13 protein-coding genes are annotated in these 17,298 nt (G+C 49.0%); 2 read left to right on the top strand and 11 right to left on the bottom strand.

The genetic code is table 11. The annotated features are described in order from the left end of the window. The first annotated feature begins 2 nt into the window (after nucleotides 1–2). Nucleotides 3–1,220, top strand: a complete 1,218-nt coding sequence (locus ACTJKB_RS19720) for a foldase protein PrsA (RefSeq protein WP_440836087.1) — start codon at nucleotides 3–5, stop codon at nucleotides 1,218–1,220. Nucleotides 1,221–1,483: 263 nt separating this feature from the next. Here the strand turns inward: ACTJKB_RS19720 and ACTJKB_RS19715 are convergent, their stop codons facing one another. Both ACTJKB_RS19715 and ACTJKB_RS19710 read right to left on the bottom strand, forming a co-directional pair. After that, nucleotides 1,484–1,678 carry a DUF2188 domain-containing protein gene (locus tag ACTJKB_RS19715; protein WP_379153143.1) on the bottom strand — a complete coding sequence of 65 codons (195 nt, stop codon included), beginning with the start codon at nucleotides 1,676–1,678 and terminating at the stop codon, nucleotides 1,484–1,486. A gap of 74 nt (nucleotides 1,679–1,752) precedes the next feature. Continuing rightward, the gene (locus tag ACTJKB_RS19710; RefSeq protein ID WP_440836086.1) at nucleotides 1,753–2,352 is read right to left on the bottom strand and encodes a nitroreductase family protein; all 600 of its coding nucleotides are present in this window, start codon (nucleotides 2,350–2,352) and stop codon (nucleotides 1,753–1,755) included. A 271-nt stretch (nucleotides 2,353–2,623) separates the two neighbouring features. Here ACTJKB_RS19710 and ACTJKB_RS19705 point away from each other — a divergent pair, with 271 nt between their 5' ends. Continuing rightward, nucleotides 2,624–4,051, top strand: a complete 1,428-nt coding sequence (locus ACTJKB_RS19705) for a metallophosphoesterase (protein ID WP_440836085.1) — start codon at nucleotides 2,624–2,626, stop codon at nucleotides 4,049–4,051. A gap of 92 nt (nucleotides 4,052–4,143) precedes the next feature. Here ACTJKB_RS19705 and ACTJKB_RS19700 read toward each other — a convergent pair whose 3' ends face one another. The 9 genes from ACTJKB_RS19700 to ACTJKB_RS19660 form a co-directional block, all read right to left on the bottom strand. Then, nucleotides 4,144–5,661 (bottom strand): copper amine oxidase N-terminal domain-containing protein, encoded by a 1,518-nt coding sequence (locus ACTJKB_RS19700; RefSeq protein ID WP_440836084.1) that lies wholly within the window; start codon nucleotides 5,659–5,661, stop codon nucleotides 4,144–4,146. A gap of 91 nt (nucleotides 5,662–5,752) precedes the next feature. Beyond that, on the bottom strand, nucleotides 5,753–6,421 hold the full coding sequence (locus tag ACTJKB_RS19695) for a TraX family protein (protein WP_440836083.1): 669 nt from the start codon (nucleotides 6,419–6,421) through the stop codon (nucleotides 5,753–5,755). 240 nt (nucleotides 6,422–6,661) lie between these two features. Next, entirely contained in the window at nucleotides 6,662–7,825 is a 1,164-nt protein-coding gene (gene mmsB, locus ACTJKB_RS19690; RefSeq protein ID WP_074112844.1) for a multiple monosaccharide ABC transporter permease, read from the bottom strand. A 6-nt stretch (nucleotides 7,826–7,831) separates the two neighbouring features. After that, nucleotides 7,832–9,361 carry a multiple monosaccharide ABC transporter ATP-binding protein gene (gene mmsA, locus ACTJKB_RS19685; protein WP_440836082.1) on the bottom strand — a complete coding sequence of 510 codons (1,530 nt, stop codon included), beginning with the start codon at nucleotides 9,359–9,361 and terminating at the stop codon, nucleotides 7,832–7,834. A 105-nt stretch (nucleotides 9,362–9,466) separates the two neighbouring features. After that, the gene (gene chvE, locus ACTJKB_RS19680) at nucleotides 9,467–10,561 is read right to left on the bottom strand and encodes a multiple monosaccharide ABC transporter substrate-binding protein (RefSeq protein WP_440836081.1); all 1,095 of its coding nucleotides are present in this window, start codon (nucleotides 10,559–10,561) and stop codon (nucleotides 9,467–9,469) included. 426 nt (nucleotides 10,562–10,987) lie between these two features. After that, nucleotides 10,988–12,226: a response regulator transcription factor gene (locus ACTJKB_RS19675; RefSeq protein ID WP_440836080.1), complete on the bottom strand. Its 1,239-nt coding sequence runs from the start codon at nucleotides 12,224–12,226 to the stop codon at nucleotides 10,988–10,990. A gap of 27 nt (nucleotides 12,227–12,253) precedes the next feature. Continuing rightward, entirely contained in the window at nucleotides 12,254–14,116 is a 1,863-nt protein-coding gene (locus tag ACTJKB_RS19670; RefSeq protein ID WP_440836079.1) for a cache domain-containing sensor histidine kinase, read from the bottom strand. A gap of 24 nt (nucleotides 14,117–14,140) precedes the next feature. Beyond that, the gene (locus tag ACTJKB_RS19665; protein ID WP_440836078.1) at nucleotides 14,141–15,154 is read right to left on the bottom strand and encodes a substrate-binding domain-containing protein; all 1,014 of its coding nucleotides are present in this window, start codon (nucleotides 15,152–15,154) and stop codon (nucleotides 14,141–14,143) included. A gap of 205 nt (nucleotides 15,155–15,359) precedes the next feature. Then, a complete protein-coding gene (locus ACTJKB_RS19660; RefSeq protein WP_440836077.1) occupies nucleotides 15,360–17,165 on the bottom strand; it encodes an LTA synthase family protein in 1,806 nt (601 codons plus the stop codon). Nucleotides 17,166–17,298 lie beyond the last annotated feature (133 nt).

Below are 17,298 nucleotides of genomic sequence, written 5' to 3'. Positions count from 1 at the left end.
TAATGGACAAAAAGGATTTCAATGAGAATGAACATCTGGACAACAATGGAACGACGGAAGAAAACAGCACTTCCGCTATCAATGATGGATCACTGGAGGAATCCGCTTCAGCTCCTGAATTGGAACCCATAACCGCACAGAAAGCAGCAGAAGTATTCGAAGAGAATGGCGCACCTGACAGCGCTGTCAATGTTCCTGTAATGAATAAAGTCGGCGATGGAACACCTCCTTCCACCCCATCTGCCAAAGGCGGCAAGGGCTGGATGATCACATCGCTTGTCCTCGCTGCAGCCCTTATTGTTGTTCTCATCGTGCAGCCATTTCAGAAGGATGACAGCAAAGTAGCTGTTGCATCCGTCAATGGTACTGATATTTCCAAATCTGAGCTCTACGACAAGCTGGTTGAAGCCGGCGGGGAAGCCACTCTGCAGAACCTGATCACCAACACGCTCGTTGACCAGGAGGCCAAAAAAGCCAACATTACAGTTACCGATGCAGACATCACTACTGAGATTGAAGATTTGAAGACACAGTTCGGCGGTGAAGAGGCACTCAACAATGCTTTGCAACAAAGTTCAATGACGTTGGACGATCTGAAAAAGCAAATGCCGATGCAGGTTAAAATCCGCAAGCTGATTGAGCCTAAAGTGACTGTCACAGAAGATGAAATCTCCAAATACTACGATGAAAACAAAGCTTCCTTTAACCAGGAAGAACAAGTCCGCGCTTCCCATATTCTAGTAAAAACCAAAGAAGAAGCTGATGCCATTGTGAAACAGCTGAAAGACGGCGCAGACTTTGCAACACTAGCGAAAGAGAAATCAGCTGATACCGGCTCCAAAGATAAAGGCGGCGATCTTAACTTCTTTAAGAAAGGCGATATGGTTGCTGAATTCGCAGATGCAGCCTTCAAACTCAAGGTTGGTGAAACCAGCGGAGCTGTCAAAACTGAATACGGCTACCATGTTATTAAAGTAACTGACCGCAAAGAAGCTCATGAATATACACTTGCCGAAAAGAAAGAAGAAATCACTAAAACCTTGAAAGCTAAAAAGGTATCCGAAATGTCTTCCACTTGGCTTCAGGATCTGACTGCAGGTGCCAAGATTACCAATACACTGACTGATGCCAAAGCTAAAGCATCCGCATCTCCTGCTACAAGCGCGGCTCCTGATGCCAGTGCAGATCCGGCAGCAACCGAAGCACCAGCTACAAAGTAAGCGAACTTACTCCCGTATAGCCTAATTATAACAATCTCAAAATAGACAGGCACTTTTCGGAGCTGTTGACAAAAGGGGTTGTGGAGTGAAATCCACAACCCCTTTTGTATATGTGTTATGTTTCTCTCAATTCTGTCCGGCAATGTTCACTTCCGTTACGAAGGCCCGTTTAAATGTTTTTCACCAATTCCTTCCAGATGAAGACTTTGTCAACTGCCCCTTATCCGCCGTCCTTTTTTTCAATTCGACCTTACTGATAAGCGTTATTGGTTCTTCTTGCGGATCTGCTTATCATGGTTCTCGCCCCACTCTTTGGCTTGTGCCGTGGCAATCGAGATTGCCCTTCCCTCTTCATACCCTTCGTCCAAGAGAGCATTGGCAATCTCAATCGCCTTATTTCGCACCGGGGCCATAAAGTTCTTCAGAGAATCCGGATAATCGTCTTTGTTCCATGGCATCACAAAAACCTCCTTAATCGGGCTATAGATATCATTAGCCTGAACAAGGAGGTTTTAAACCGTTTCCGGTTCCCTTATTTAATTACTTTTACGCGCTCTTCGATCGGCTGGAATTCTTTTTCACCCGGTGAGTTAACGGTTTTACCGAAAGGCATTTGAGCAATAAGCTTCCAGTCTGCAGGAATATCAAAGGTTGTTTTTACTTCATCATCAATTAAAGGGTTGTAGTGCTGCAGGGAAGCTCCAAGACCCGCATCAGCAAACGCAGTCCATACTACGAATTGCAGAATTCCGGAGGACTGGTTTGACCAAATCGGGAAATTCTCAGCGTAAAGGGCAAAGTTCTCTTGCAGATGCTTCACAACTGCCTGATCTTCAAAGAACAATACTGTTCCGTAGCCAGCTTTGAAAGAGGACAATTTCTGTGCAGTACCTTCAAATTGTTCTGTTGGCACAATTTTGCGCAGGGTATCCGCAGTAATATCCCACACCTTATCGTGCTTATCTCCCAGCAGTACTACCGCTCTTGAGCTTTGAGAGTTAAAAGAAGTCGGGCTATGTAGAACGGCCGCTTCAACAATCTCTTGAATCTCTGCATCGGAAATCGGGGATTCTTTGCTGATTGCATAGACGGAACGTCTGCTTTTTACTGCTTCAAAAAAGTTCTTAGACATGATATAAATACCTCCGTTTATTTAGTTACTAACTTTTTTAAATCTTAACACTTTAATTTCGAGAAAACAAGACCCATTCACAACTTTTTCCTTTTACCTGATTTTCCATGCCACCCCTTATTGTCGCAGTCCTTGAGCAAAATTATGCACGTTCCACTATTTCTATACTCCAATCGGAAGAATAAGAAACAGTTACTCACTTTTCGATATACAATTCTGCACCAAATAGGCTACAATAGTTCAGCAAAAGTGCAGAAGGAAGGTTGATAAGATGAACATCCACAACAATAAACGGATATTTTCTTCAAAAAAAACAAATCTATATACACTTACCATGCTAATGGCTGCCGGCTTCATTCTCGCGAGCTGTAAAGACACTCCATTGCCGTTAGGGGATGCTGCAGAATCCAGCGTAGCTGCTGCTGAGAACGCAACAGCTCCTGTATCGTTCTGGGTGGCTACAGATACCCATTATCTCGATAAGGACCTTCAGGATGGCGGAGAAGCCTTTCAGGCCTACGTGAACGGCGGAGACGGTAAAATCCTGCCCTATAGTGACGAACTTATGGAAGCCCTCGTCTATGACACACAGCAGAAGAAGCCTGAATTTTTGATTCTCAGTGGTGATCTTACCAATAATGGGGAAGCAAGCAGCCATAAGAAGCTGGCGGAGAAGTTGAAACGTGTGGAAGCTTCAGGCACCGATGTCTATGTCATTCCCGGTAATCACGACTTGAATAATCCCTGGGCGAGATCGTTCAAAGCGGACAAGCAGGTCGTTGCGGAGCATATCACTCCGGGGGATTTTACAGAGCTGTATTCTGATTTCGGTTACAGTGAAGCAATCTCCCGTGACAAGGACAGCCTAAGCTACCTCGTTCAAGCGGCACCAAGGCTATATCTACTGATGATCGACAGCAGCCAGTATGCCAACAATGAAAGCTACGGATTTCCCCAGACGGACGGCCGCATCCTCCCTTCTACCCTCTCCTGGATGGATGAATGCGCAAAGCTCGCAGCTGAGAAACAGGCCTCGGTCATTACGGTGATGCATCATAACCTTCTCAGCCATACCTCCATGTCTGTGTCAGGATTCAAGCTTAACAACAGTCAGGAAACCATGAAGACACTTCGCAAGGATGGGCTTAATCTTGTATTGTCCGGGCATATCCACATGCAGGATATCGCACGCGATTCAGACCCTACGACAGACGGTACGGCTGATTCCGGAGACACTCCAGTCTATGATATTGCTACCAGTGCCATGGCCGTGAACCCGCATCAATATGGTGCAATGCGCTTTGATCCTGTTACCCGGGCAGTAACTTATCACACTACAGCAGTAGATGTTGAAGGCTGGGCCAAGGCCAATGGAAATACTGATCCTCACCTGCTGGCCTTTAAAAGCTACGCCGAGGGGGTATTCGCCGGACAATCGTATAGCAAGGCGATGGGCCGCCTCAAAGACTCCACCTTCAGCGAAAGCGAAAAAAAGTCTATGGCTGAAGTAATGGCCCGGTTGAACGTGAATTATTTCGCCGGAACTGCTGCCAGTGCTTTGGATGAAATCAAGTCTATGCCGGGTTATGAACTTTGGATGGGCATGGATGGCGGCTTCATGTCCGGTTATATACAGAGTATGGCTAAGGATAAAGTGCTCAGCAATGTCTCGCTTGAAATGGTATTGACCAAACCTTAGATCATTGGCTGATTGAAGCAGCACGGCGTGGCACGTCAAAAAGCCGGAGCCTCTTGGTTAAGAGATTCCGGCTTTTTGTTGTTTATGATTGGTTACGGACGGTCAATGTAGATGTAACCATCTTCATCTTTTTCTACCTTGGCATGAAGTGCTTCTGCCAGCAGACGAAGCGGCACATAAGCATCACCATATTCGTCCACGAATACCGGCTGGGCAAGCTTCACTGTCTTTCCGTTGATCAAAACCTTGTCAGAGCCGATTTTGAATACCAGCTTATCTCCGTAGACGTCATCGGTGACATTGATGGCGCGGTTAGCTCCATCCCACTCCACTACAGCATCCATATCTTCTGCCAGATACCGCAGTGGCACATAGGTGGTACCTCCTTCAACAATCGGATAATAGTAATCATCATCCGGTGCAATCATCAGGGATTTCGCGGTTATATTCATATCATTCTTGAGCATGTTATATACATCTGAACCTGGCTCAAAGCTTCGGAGTGTCTGCCCCGGGGTAAGCTCAGCAGAGGACACATCCAACGCTCCGTTAGTCGAAATCGGATTGGCAGTTACCGCACCATTCACATTCCAGGTTTGCGTATCCATTTTGAGGGAAATGCTCTGAAGAGGCAGATCCTCACTTGCCGGCAATGCGACGAAGAGATTGATATTCTGCTTGCGCACATGGAATCCGCTGTCCACAAACATATCGATATTCAGCTTGGTCTCTTTGCTGAGGATAGTTTTCAGTTCCGGTGTTGAAGCGTAAAGATTATCCAACTGTTTATCATAGACCAGTAGAAGTGCATCTACAGCCAATTTGGCCGCATCATGCGCCACAGTCACTACACCTTCTTTGTTTTCCAGTGGAATTTCACCCAGTCCCAAATCGCTGAGTTCATCTGCGCCTACACCATTCGCTTCCAGAAGCGGGTACAGATAATCATAGAGACCGCTGATGAAATTGGTAAAGCCTTCAGTATCCTTGGAAATGGATTTCAAAAAGCTCTTCACAAGCGCCGGCATCTCGTCGCCCGTAATCTCCGTATGTAGCTTAGTTAAATTCAGCTGTTCGCCATATACAGATTCATTTACAGCGGCTACGCTAATCGCGCCGGGATTCGGCAGATTCTTCACCACGAACGAGGTCAACAGTTTGGAAATCTCCCGTGCCTTGTTCTGGTCAAGCCCTTGAATGCCCATGGATTCCTCGTACCCTTCAATCGGGTAGTAGAATGGCTGTTTGGCACCTTCTGCGGTAAAGACAACAGCCTCTTTATCCATAAAGAATGTAAAAGGAATAGATAATTGCTTATAGCCTACAACTCCGGCCGCAGATACGTTGCCATTGTCCTGAAGCTTCATACTGCTAAGGTTCAAGGAGAAAGAATTGATGAGATCTACCATTTCTTTATCTTCCGCACTAATTCCTGCGGCAGGCACAGCCTTCAGTGACAAGGTGGTGCTAGATTCGGAAGATTTCACATCCAGATCTCCCAGAAGCGCCTTGTTGACATCAAATCCCGCCACACTCTGACAACCCGCCAGAATCAGCAGCACTGCGAGAATCGGGAGTAACCACTTGGTTCTTGCTTTCATTTTCTTCATAGCATGTCTCCTCTAGTTATATTTGTAATCTATATCCATCAACTCAAAAAGAGGGAGGATCGGGTGATAAAGGGTGGAACCGGTAACAGGATTATATTGTAAACAGACTCCGCCACTCTATAAATACCCATTCCTGAAAAAGAAGAATCTTCACTATTGCCAGTACGGCCAAATGGCCCGGATAAAATGACCACCAGATCCAGCGCGGAAGCCTTTTTTTCTCCAGAAGCCTCCAGAAACCCGGGGCCGTTACTATAAGAATGGTAGGCACGAGGCTGAACATTTGCACCCTCCAGCCATAATAGTACAGATACACGCCATTCAGCACGAAATGGGCCAGAATCAGCCAGTAGGAACGGGTATAACGGAAGATCAGTACCAGCAGCAGACCGTAGGCATTATAGTCCAGTGGCAGCCGGTCCATGAGAACAAAAGCAAGAATCACTACAGGAATGCCGTACCAAAGGTTTGGAAGCTTATCCAGAATAAACAATACTGCGGCAGACAGCAGCAAGGTGAATACAACATTCCACCCGCCCGGATTAAGCGCCAGATTATAGGGAACCTGAGCTAACAGCGCTATCCACAACAGCCGGCGTAAATAACGGGGTCTTGATGATGTATGTATATGCCCTTGCACCAGTGCGTAGCAGTATATTGGAAAAGCAATTCTCCCTACATATCTCCAGGCCATCTCCCCCGGGAAAAAAATGTAGCCGATATGATCAATCAGCATGGTCAACATCGCGAGAATTTGCATCTGTAGCCTCCAGTTGAATGATTAAGGGATTTCGATGTGAACAGCATTCCAGCCTCATGCGGATCGTCTTATTCAAATGCCCTACGACAGCGTATTGAAAACATTATAGCAGAGGTGTAAGCTTTTTACTAAGAAAGTACTGCCAATTTTAACTACCCGATGCAAAAAAAAGAACCCCCCTTTGAAATGCCAGGAGCGGTTCTTCCTTTCTCTTCTTTCTATGAAGTTTGCTGGCTTCGCTTAAGCCGTCTTAGACTTGTTGTAAATATCAAAGCCCACTGCCAGCAGCAGCACCAGGCCCTTAATGCCCTGCTGCCAATCGACGCCGAGGCCGATGAGAGACATCCCGTTGTTCATAACGCCCATGACCAGGCCGCCGATAATGGCGCCCACCACTGTTCCTATCCCGCCTGAAGCAGATGCTCCTCCGATGAAGCAAGCCGCGATGGCGTCCAGCTCGAAGTTGGTGCCGGCTTTTGGTGTCGCCGAATTCAGACGTGCTGCAAACACCAGACCGGACAGGGCTGCAAGCACGCCCATGTTGACGAATACCCAGAAGGTGACACGTTTGGTTTTGACACCGGAGAGACTGGCTGCCTTCTCGTTGCCACCAAGAGCGTAGATATGCCGTCCCATCGTCATATGATTCATAACGAAGGAATAGATGACGATCAACACCATCAAGATCACCAGAATGTTCGGAATTCCGTTATATTGGGCAATGACATAGGAGAACAAGTTAATGACAATCACGAGCGCCGCAGCCTTGGCAACGGACAGCCAGACAGAGGTTTGCTCAAACCCGTATTTTATAGAGATTTTCCGGTTGCGGAACTCCTGGTACACGACCAGCACGGAAAGTACAACGCCCACAACTAGTGTCAGGACATTCAGCGAGCTGCCGCCAAAGAAATCCGGGATGAATCCCGAGCTGATCTTTTGAAAAGTTTTGGGGAAAGGCGCAATGGACTGGCCATTCAGCACAATCATCGTTAGTCCCCTGAACAGCAGCATCCCCGCCAGTGTTACGATAAACGCAGGTATTTTGATATAGGCGACCCAAAAGCCCTGCCAGGCCCCAACCAGTGCCCCCATCAGCAGCGAAAGAATAACCGCCAGCACCGGGTTCATATGCATATCCACCATCATAATCGCTGACAGTGCCCCTATAAAAGCGGCTACAGAGCCTACTGAAAGGTCGATATGTCCAGTGATGATCACAAGCACCATCCCGATTGCCAGCACCAGAATATAGCTGTTCTGCAGGATCAGATTGGTTACATTAAGCGGCTTAAGCAGAATGCCGTCTGTAAGAATTTGAAAGAAGATCGAGATAAAGATCAAAGCAATGATCATGCCGTATTGGCGGATATTCTTTTTAAAAATTTCACTAATCGCTCCCATGACGTGCTACCCCCTGCTTCGTGTCATATATTTCATCAGCAGCTCTTGTGATGCATCCTGCCGTTCAACCTCGCCGCTGATGCGGCCTTCGCACATGGTATAAATCCGGTCACACATCCCTATAATCTCCGGCAGCTCAGACGAGATGACCAGCACCCCTTTGCCCTCTGCCGCCAGCCCGTTAATGATGGAGTAAATTTCGTATTTGGCTCCCACATCGATGCCACGTGTAGGCTCATCAAGAATGAGGATATCCGGCTGGGCGTAGATCCATTTGCTGAGCACAACCTTTTGCTGATTGCCTCCGCTGAGATTCACCGTTTTCTGTAAAATGCTTGGCGTCTTGATGTTCAGCTTCCTGCGGTATTCCTCGGCGACCAGCACTTCCTCGTTCTCATTAATGACACCCCGGCGGGACAGTTTCTTCAAGCTGCTGAGCGAAATATTCCGTTTGATGTCGTCGATCAAAATCAATCCATAATGCTTGCGGTCTTCCGTTACATAGGCCAAACCACTGTCGATCGCTTTGTTGATATCGTTCAGATGGACCTCTTTGCCGTGCATGAACAGTTGGCCGCTGATCCGTCTGCCATACGATTTGCCGAACACACTCATTGCCAGCTCCGTCCGTCCTGCTCCCATGAGTCCGGCAATGCCTACCACTTCCCCGCGGCGGATGTGGAGGTTGATCTTGTCAAGCATTTTGCGGCCCGCCTGAGTCGGGTGGTAAACTTCCCAATCGCGGATTTCGAAGATGGTCTCTCCCAGGTTCGGCGTCCGTTCCGGATAACGGTTGGTCAGATCACGGCCCACCATGCCTTTAATAATGACATCCTCGGTAACCTCATCCTGCTTCATATCCAAAGTGCGGATCGTCTGCCCATCCCGTAGAATGGTCACAGAGTCTGCCACCTTCTCAATTTCATTCAGTTTGTGGGAAATAATAATTGAAGCAATCCCGCGCTTTTTCAGCTCCAGAATCAGTGTAAGCAGGTTCTCACTGTCATCTTCATTCAGTGCTGCTGTCGGTTCGTCGAGTATGAGCAGCTTTACCTCTTTGGACAACGCCTTGGCGATTTCCACAAGCTGCTGCTTGCCTACACCGATCGTCGATACCTTGGTGAACGGCGATTCGCTGAGGCCAACGGTCTGAAGCAGCTCCTTGGTTTTCACCGTCGTCGCGTTCCAGTTGATCACCCCGCGCGTTGCTTGCTCATTGCCGAGAAAAATATTCTCCGAAATGGACAGATACGGAATCAGAGCCAGCTCCTGATGAATAATGACAATCCCAAGGCTTTCACTATCTTTAATATCTTTGAATTGGCTGACCTGTCCTTGAAATAAAATATCGCCTTCATACGTTCCATGCGGATAGACTCCACTCAGCACCTTCATCAGGGTGGATTTCCCGGCTCCGTTCTCTCCGCAGAGCGCATGAATCTCTCCAGCTTTGACCTGCAGATTCACGTTGGATAGTGCCTTGACACCGGGAAAGGTTTTGGTAATGCCCTTCATTTCCAGAATAATCTCGCTCATTACTTCTCACCCAGCTTTCCATTAAGACTGTAGCAGCGGTTATTGCGGCTTGCAGCCTCTACAAGCACTGCCGCCGCATTTCCCGCTAAAAGCATTCGCAACCGGTTATTTGCCGAGCTGCTCTTTGGTATAATAGCCGCCCTCTACCAACACCTTATCTACATTGGCAGCATCCACCGATACGGGCTCCAGCAGATAGGACGGTACAATTTTGACTCCATTATCATAGGTGGTGGTATCATTGACTTCCGCTTCTGTACCTTTCAGTACACTTTCCGTCATCTCTACCGCTTTTTTGGCCAGCTCGCGGGTATCCTTAAATACTGTCTGTGTCTGCTCTCCAGCCAGAATTGACTTAACGGAAGCCAGCTCGGCGTCCTGCCCGGTAACAACCGGAAGCTTCTTGTCACCCGAACCATAACCCACGCCTTTTAGTGAGGAAAGAATGCCAATGCTGATGCCATCGTAAGGTGAAAGAACGGCATCCAGATTATCGCTGGCATAATTGGCACTCAGCAGATTATCCATCCGGGCTTGAGCAGCTGCACCATCCCAGCGCAATGTAGCCACCTGATCCATTGTAATCTGCTTGCTGCGGACAACCAGCTTGCCCGAATCAATGTAAGGCTTCAGGATCGACATCGCTCCGTCGAAGAAAAAGTAGGCGTTGTTGTCATCCGGCGAACCGCCGAAAAGTTCAATGTTAAACGGGCCTTTGCCTTCTTTCAAACCGAGCTTCTCTTCAATGTAAGAGCCCTGCAGCACACCGACTTTGAAATTATCGAAGGTGGCGTAGTAGTCCACATATTCGCTTTTCTTGATCAGACGGTCATAGGCGATGACTTTTACGTTAGCATCATGCGCTTTTTGCAGGACGTCCGTCAGGGCTTCACCATCAATCGAAGCGATAACAATGGCATTCACGCCTTTGGTAATCATATTCTCGATCTGAGATACCTGGTTCTCAACGACATCCTCAGCGTATTGCAGGTCCGTACCGTAACCCAGACTCTTGAATTCTTTTACCATGTTGTTGCCGTCGTTCACCCAGCGCTCCGAGGACTTCGTCGGCATCGCGATGCCCACCTTGCCCTTCGTTCCTTCCGAACTGCCACCGGAGCTGTTCCCTCCGTTATTGCCGCAAGCGGATAAAACCAGTACAAGTGCCAATGCCAGCATGAGTAATGAATACTTTTTCATATCTGCGCTACCCCCTGAACTATTCTGTTGTCCCAGGCAGTCTGCCCGTTTGACAAGTTGAGTATAGCAAGGGGAACAGGGGTCCGTATTTACACTCAGGCTACTGTTTTTATAAAATCAGAACTTTTGTGAGCGTTTTCAAAAATGATATTTATGTTGAACTTTTGATTTATTTAATCGGCCTTGGTCGTGACTGCGGTGAATGTTTGGGCTTCCGGCCGCTGTTATGTTTGGATTTCCTGATTTAAACCGTTGTCTACGGGTGAAATCCAAACATAAAGGCGGACGCTACCGCTCCTCCAGCTCCAAACTTCACCTCCGCCACTTCTGACCTTTGGTAGGTCTTTCGTTCATCTTAAATGAAATGAGAATAAATAAACCACATGCGGGATTAGCCGCATGCGGTTTATTTTACAGTCTATGAGTCTAGTCTTGCTCTTCCCCACGGCCTGCACGTTCTCCATCTCCGGGTAGCACACCTTTGCGGAACTGCAAAGGGGATACGCCTGTATGCTTCTTAAAGGCGGTGCTGAAATAATGCTGGGTTTCGTAGCCAGTACGTTCCGCTACTTCGCCTATGCTCAGTTCTGTCGAGTGCAGCAGCTGCGCCGCTTTTCGGATGCGGATTTGGGTCAGATACGTCCCGAAGGATTCACCCAGCTCCTGCTTGAACAGCCGGCTGAGATAGACCGGTGAGGCTTGAAGGCTACCGGCGATGAATTCCAGAGTAAGCCCGTATTCGCTATAATGCTCCTGCATGTACTGCCTGGCTCTGCGGACCAGGGGCGACAAAGGCTGTTCTTTGGAGAGGTTCACTCTGCATTTGCGGTAGGCGGCTGTAAGACCTGTGGTATCTCCCTCAACAGGCTCGATGCCGACTTCAACGGCAATCTTGAGATGGCTTCGCACTACGGCTTCAACCCCGGCCAGCACAGGCTCCCCTGCCGCATCCCATAACAAAATAATGATTTGACCTGCCGTGTCCCGGAAGATCACTTTTATAAAGTTCTGAAGCAGCTCTGAAACAATGTTCTCTATTGCAAAAAGAAACAGCTGCCGCTCTTTCTCCTGTAGCCCGGAATTCTGCGCTTCCCATCTCCAGCGGATTATGGCTACTATTTCCGGACGCTCCGGCGGCAGCTGCAGGAAGTGAAGCTGCTCCCGGATCTCACCCTGGCTCAGATTCCCCTCCAGCCATTCCTGGCAGAAGCGTTCTCTCAGCAGCGGGAAATTCTTAATAATCTGCCGGGAAGCCTGCTGGAGATGCTGGTTCTTTTGCTTCTCCGAGACCAGCTGATCCCTGACCCCGCGAAGCACCTGCATCAACTGCTTGGGCTCGGCGGGCTTGAGAATATAGTCGTTCACCTGCAGACGGATCGATTCCTGGGCGTAGGAAAATTCATCATGGCCGGTAATAACGATGATTTTACACTCAGGCCGCTGCTCCCGCAGCTGCTTCATCAGTTCAATGCCATTCATGATGGGCATATTTAAATCTACTAATGCAATATGCACTCCATGCTGGACGGCCAAATCCAAGGCTTCTTCACCGTCTTCCGCTTCCGCAACGACCTGCAGCCCCAGACCTTCCCAATCCACACATTGCCTTATCCCTTCACGGATGATCGCTTCGTCATCGGCAATCATAACTTTCCAGGCATCCATTGCTATGCAGCTCCTTCTCTTTCAAATTCAATCCACAGGATAGCTGTCATGGACAACCGGATGACGCACAGTCACTACCGTTCCCACCCCGCGTTCACTTTCAATTTGCAGCCCATACGGTTCCCCGTAAGTGAGCCGGATCCTGGCCTGTACATTCAGAATGCCATAGCCGCTGCCCGCACTGTCCGGCAGCGGCTGCTCGATGTCCCCCGCATCTCCGGCATTGCTGCCAACAGCCGCAAGACGCTTTTGCAGCATGGCGAGCCGCTCCGGTGTCATCCCTGCCCCATCATCGCGGACCGTCAGATACAGTTCACCTGCTTGCTGTGCCACCTCTATGGAAATATGGCCGGGACCCCGGCGCTCCTTGATGCCGTGGTAGATCGCGTTCTCCACAATAGGCTGCAGCAGCAGCTTAAGCACGTACAGCTCATCAAGCTGCGGTTCCACTTCTATGCGGTAAGCCAGCTTGCTGCTGTAACGCACCTGTTGAATCTTCAGATAGCTCACCATATGCTCCAGCTCGTCGGACAATGGAACCAGATCACTGCCTTTGCTGAGGCCCAGCCGGAACAGCTTGGATAAGGATTGAACCACTTCGGCTATATCCTCCGCCCCTTTGCTGCGGGCCATCCAATGGATCGTATCCAGTGTGTTATAGAGAAAATGCGGCTTGATATGCGCCTGCAGACTACGCAGCTCTGCTTCCCGCTTTTGCCGCGCCTGCAGCTCAGTAAGCGAGAGCAGCCGGGCTATCTGCGCCAGCATCGAGTTAAAGCTGCGGCCCAGCAGGCCAATTTCGTCAGAGCGGTTGCCCCAGTAACGGATCGTCAGATCACCGGACTGCGCCTTGCTCATAAAGGAGGCCAGTTGGCCGATTGGGCGGGAAATGGAATATGCCAGATAGAATGAGGCAGTCATCCCAAGCATACAGACAATAAAAACAAAGGAGACCACATTAAACGTAATCTCCCGTACCCCAAACGCCGATTCCTCCATCGGGAACACACCCACCGTTGTCCACCCTGTAAAGGATGAGGTCCGGTAAATGAGCTGCAAATGGCGGCCAGCCGCGGTTTCTGAGGTAATGCCCGAGGTTTCGGTGAGTAACCCTTTCGGGATATTTTTCATAAAAGGATGTTGTGGCGCATAGATCATCTCCCCGCTGCTGTCGACGATAGTAAGATAACCCGTTTTACCCAGCGTGACATCTCTGGCTGTTTCGGCGATAACTCTCAGCTTCAGATCGATGAGCACAACCCCTTGAACTACCTGTGTCTCGGGGTCAACGATGGCTCTTACAGCAGACACCACCTCGCTCTCCTTATAGTCAACATGTGACCTTACAGCACGGCCATAAGGGTGTCCGATGATTTTGAAGATCCCTTTGTTGTTTTCAGCTTCTTTGTACCAGGCCTCGTTCTTTACAGCTGTGCCCGGACGGGTGTACATCTCATTGCTGATAAATTCGCCTTCTCGATTAACCAGCATAATGCCAGCAATCTCGGAACTAAGGGTGGTAAAGCCCTGAAGAAACTTGCGAATGTTATATTCCGCGGGCTCCCGGCCTTCAGCCCATCTCATAGTTTGCACCGGATCGTTCATTGAACCGTTCAGAAAGGCCTGCACGCCGGGGTCAAAAGAAATCAGGTAGGTGATCTTCTGGAGATCTTCCACCTCATTTTCCAGTGAGGAATTGACTTTGCCGATAAGCTGCATCGTATTCTCATTGCTTCGCTCCTCCACAATCCGGTCGACCGTCCAGCCGATCAGCAGCCCTAGTCCGATGGAGGGAAGAATGCTGATCAGGAGAAAATGAATAATCAGCTTATAGCGGATCGGGAGGTTATTCAGCTTCAGCCTTTCGATATTCAGGCCACTCTTACGCATTGGCAGCTCCTTCCCTGCGGCTGATTACTTGGCATAGTAATTCTCCACATTGGCCTGGGTCACCACATCAATCCCGGTATCAACCTTATCCGGTACGGGCCTTGGCTTGCTGCCATCGTAGGCATTCGGATCTTCCTGCAAATCACTGTGCAAATGGAACAGCTCTGTCAGCGACCAATAACCCATGTTCCAGGTTCCTTGCGCCATGGTCGCGGCAATCCTGCCTTCTTTTACAAGGTCGAGTGTCCGTTTATCCGTATCGAAGCTGATAATTTGCAACGTGGAACTGTCTCCCTGCTGCGCCTGCACGGCTTCGGCTACGCCAATTCCGCCGTTCGACTCTGTGGCGAATATTCCTTCAAGCTTCGGATACTGAAGCAACAGCTGCTCTGCCGCTTGCCTTGAAGCTATCTGATCTCCATGGCCGTCCTTGACGGACACCAGTTTCATCTCCGGAAACTCACTGCGAATCGTATGGCTGAATCCATCGGTGCGTTCCTGATGATTGTGCTGATCTGGTGTTGTAATAACCGCCACTTCACCTTTGCCCCCGGTAAGCTCGGCCATTTTGCGGGCAGCTTCGACACCGGCGTTATAATTATCTGTACCGAGAAAAGAATACGCTTTGCTGTCAGGTGCCCCCGAGTCAAACAGCACCACTGGAATTCCGCTCTCCACCGCTTTGTTGATCGTAGCCGTCAGAAGTTTAGAATTCACCGCCGAAATGGCGATTCCCGCTGGTTTTTTGGCAATCGTCTGCTCCAGCACCGTCATCTGCTCACTGGCATTATGCTGGGTTGAGCCATGATATTCTACGGAAACATTCAGCTCCTCTGCTGCGTCCTCAAAGCCTTTCAACACACTTTTCCAGTAATCAATGCCGATCTGAAACGTAACCATTACATACTTATCTTCGATATTACCGCGCAGGCCGGCGGTTTCCCATGGGTCCTCCGGGCCAGGCTGCAGCTTGTAATTCAGCACATAAATCAGGAAAAGGCCAATCAGAAGCACATAGACAAGCCCCAGCTTTTTCAAAATGTAACCCCTTTCAATATATAAAATAACAGCTCTTACTTTATAGCCCGCTCCCACCCTCATATGTTAAATCCAATATGTTGATTCCGTCAATGAATGTACCAGAAATCCCCTTTGACAGACTACAGAATACACAAAAGAACCCCGCGATAACAGCGGAGTTCTCGTCTATAAGAGCATTATTTCCCTGGAACATTTCTTCTATTCAGAACATCAAATCCCCGGCATACCCTTTTCCTTCCAACAGATCATACTCCACCATACGATAGTCTTCCAATAACGACTGCTGCGCAGACGTCATGGTGGTTAGCCCGTCCGAAGCGCCGATCAGCACGCTTTTGCTTAGGCCGGGTAGCTGCGCCTGCACCTGTTCCAGCATTTTATAGTACGGCGGCAGTGATTGTCCTGACAACTTGAACACGGTGGGTCCAAGGTAGGCGGGGCTCAGTGTTCCCAATGGCTTCTGGCCGATATCAAAATTAGCAAGGACCATCAGCTTGGTTTCATGCTTCAGACGCGGCTCCTGATCCCAGCCTGCATCCGTATAGATTCCCGCCGACAGCGCCGGCAGATGGTCCCCCCAGAACACGGTAATGGTCGGCCGTTCAATCGTCTTCAGCTCCTGCTGCAAATAAGACAATGCCTCGTCGGTCAGCCGCGTATCCTGAACATACGTTTCCAGCTCATCTTTCCAGGAAGCCTTGGCACCTTGCACGTTAATAGTATTTGGGCCATTCAGACCTTTGGTAAATGGAAAATGATTCTGCATAGTAACCATATGCAAAAAGGTTGGAGTATCTGCCGCCTTTAGTTCACGGATGGCCTCCTGCACAGCAGCTTTGTCGGAAATATAGCCGTCCGGAGTCATCCGCTCTGCATGCTGTAAATCCTTCTCGCTCGTAAAGCGGTCAAACCCAAGTACAGGGTACACGCGGTTCCGGTTGTAAAATGTCTCATCGAACGGATGTACTGCCAGTGTCTGATAACCTCTGTCCTTCAGGATGCTGACGATGGAGGGCAACGAGGACATTTTGACAATACGCTGCTGGTAAGGAATCGACCCGTCCCCCAGAAAATACATCGACATCCCCGTCAGCGCTTCAAATTCCACATTCGCTGTATTGCCGCCGAACTCAGGGGAGAGCAAGTATCCTGCTGGGGTCTCACTCTCTTCCTGATGAATGAATGACAGCGGATCTTCACTTAACTGGAGGCCAGGCAGCCGGGTGGGATCAAAAAACGCCTCATCCATCATGAACATGATGTTCGGCTGCTCCACAACAGCTTGCGCAGCGGTTGTATCCGGCAAGGAGCCGTATTTTGCAGCAATGGCTTCTATCGTCCCGCGGCTGTAGCCTTCCGGTTCCTCCAGCAGATTCTGCCGGAGATTTCCTGTAAATGCGAACACAAAGCCATTCTGGGAGTAATTCACTTTCTGGTTCCAGAAAATATTCTGGTAATTCAGCGAGGATGCAAACGTGGTTTGCCCGCTAACCATCACGATGAAACCGGCTACCATACCCGCTGACACCGCAGTGAGCAGCAAACGCAGCGGCAACTGAACTTTGATCTTGGGAAGCTTAAGCAGCAGCCACACTCCTGCAACGATCACCAGAAGAGCTAGACCTGCCGCAAGCGGTGAAATCATGCCTTTGGTGATCTTGCTCATTTCTCCGGCGTTCTTCACCAGCATCAGATCCCAAGGGAATAGAGGCTCCCCAGTCGTCCCTTGCTTCTTATAATTGGCGATGCCCAGCAGAAGAATTAACAGTGTTCCAACTACCGGGCCAATATATAGATTGGGTAATATTACCGAAAAGGCCAAAAGGACAAAGAAAAAGAACAAGCTTCCGCCCACATACAGCCAATAGGACTTCCCGATCCAATGGAGCACACTTATGAAATTCATGTCCAATGAAGCTGCTTGAATGAAAAAATTCAGCACAAAACCGCCCAGCAGCAGGCCAAGCAGCAGAAAACCCAATTTTTTGGAAGGTAGAACATAACGCATTGTTTTCACTCCTATCTGTACTAAACGTACAGTATACGCCTCTTAGCTTAAAGGAGCATTAAAACATATTCACAAAATTATCTCTATGTAAATCAATTATAAATTTCCACAGGAAAAGCCGCCGCGACAATCA

The organism is Paenibacillus sp. 22594 (assembly GCF_052044425.1).
Classification (GTDB): domain Bacteria; phylum Bacillota; class Bacilli; order Paenibacillales; family Paenibacillaceae; genus Paenibacillus_AQ.
The sequence above is the reverse complement of the archived record's forward strand: the minus strand, read 5'-3'. Positions and strand labels throughout refer to the sequence as shown.

Coding starts and splice junctions, on each gene's coding strand:
- ACTJKB_RS19695 (WP_440836083.1), bottom strand. CDS start 6,421: ATGCAAATTCTCGCGATGTTGACCATGCTGATTGATCATATCGGCTAC.
- ACTJKB_RS19675 (WP_440836080.1), bottom strand. CDS start 12,226: ATGGATGCCTGGAAAGTTATGATTGCCGATGACGAAGCGATCATCCGT.
- ACTJKB_RS19715 (WP_379153143.1), bottom strand. CDS start 1,678: ATGCCATGGAACAAAGACGATTATCCGGATTCTCTGAAGAACTTTATG.
- mmsB (WP_074112844.1), bottom strand. CDS start 7,825: ATGGGAGCGATTAGTGAAATTTTTAAAAAGAATATCCGCCAATACGGC.
- ACTJKB_RS19720 (WP_440836087.1), top strand. CDS start 3: ATGGACAAAAAGGATTTCAATGAGAATGAACATCTGGACAACAATGGA.
- mmsA (WP_440836082.1), bottom strand. CDS start 9,361: ATGAGCGAGATTATTCTGGAAATGAAGGGCATTACCAAAACCTTTCCC.
- chvE (WP_440836081.1), bottom strand. CDS start 10,561: ATGAAAAAGTATTCATTACTCATGCTGGCATTGGCACTTGTACTGGTT.
- ACTJKB_RS19660 (WP_440836077.1), bottom strand. CDS start 17,165: ATGCGTTATGTTCTACCTTCCAAAAAATTGGGTTTTCTGCTGCTTGGC.
- ACTJKB_RS19705 (WP_440836085.1), top strand. CDS start 2,624: ATGAACATCCACAACAATAAACGGATATTTTCTTCAAAAAAAACAAAT.
- ACTJKB_RS19710 (WP_440836086.1), bottom strand. CDS start 2,352: ATGTCTAAGAACTTTTTTGAAGCAGTAAAAAGCAGACGTTCCGTCTAT.
- ACTJKB_RS19700 (WP_440836084.1), bottom strand. CDS start 5,661: ATGAAGAAAATGAAAGCAAGAACCAAGTGGTTACTCCCGATTCTCGCA.
- ACTJKB_RS19670 (WP_440836079.1), bottom strand. CDS start 14,116: ATGCGTAAGAGTGGCCTGAATATCGAAAGGCTGAAGCTGAATAACCTC.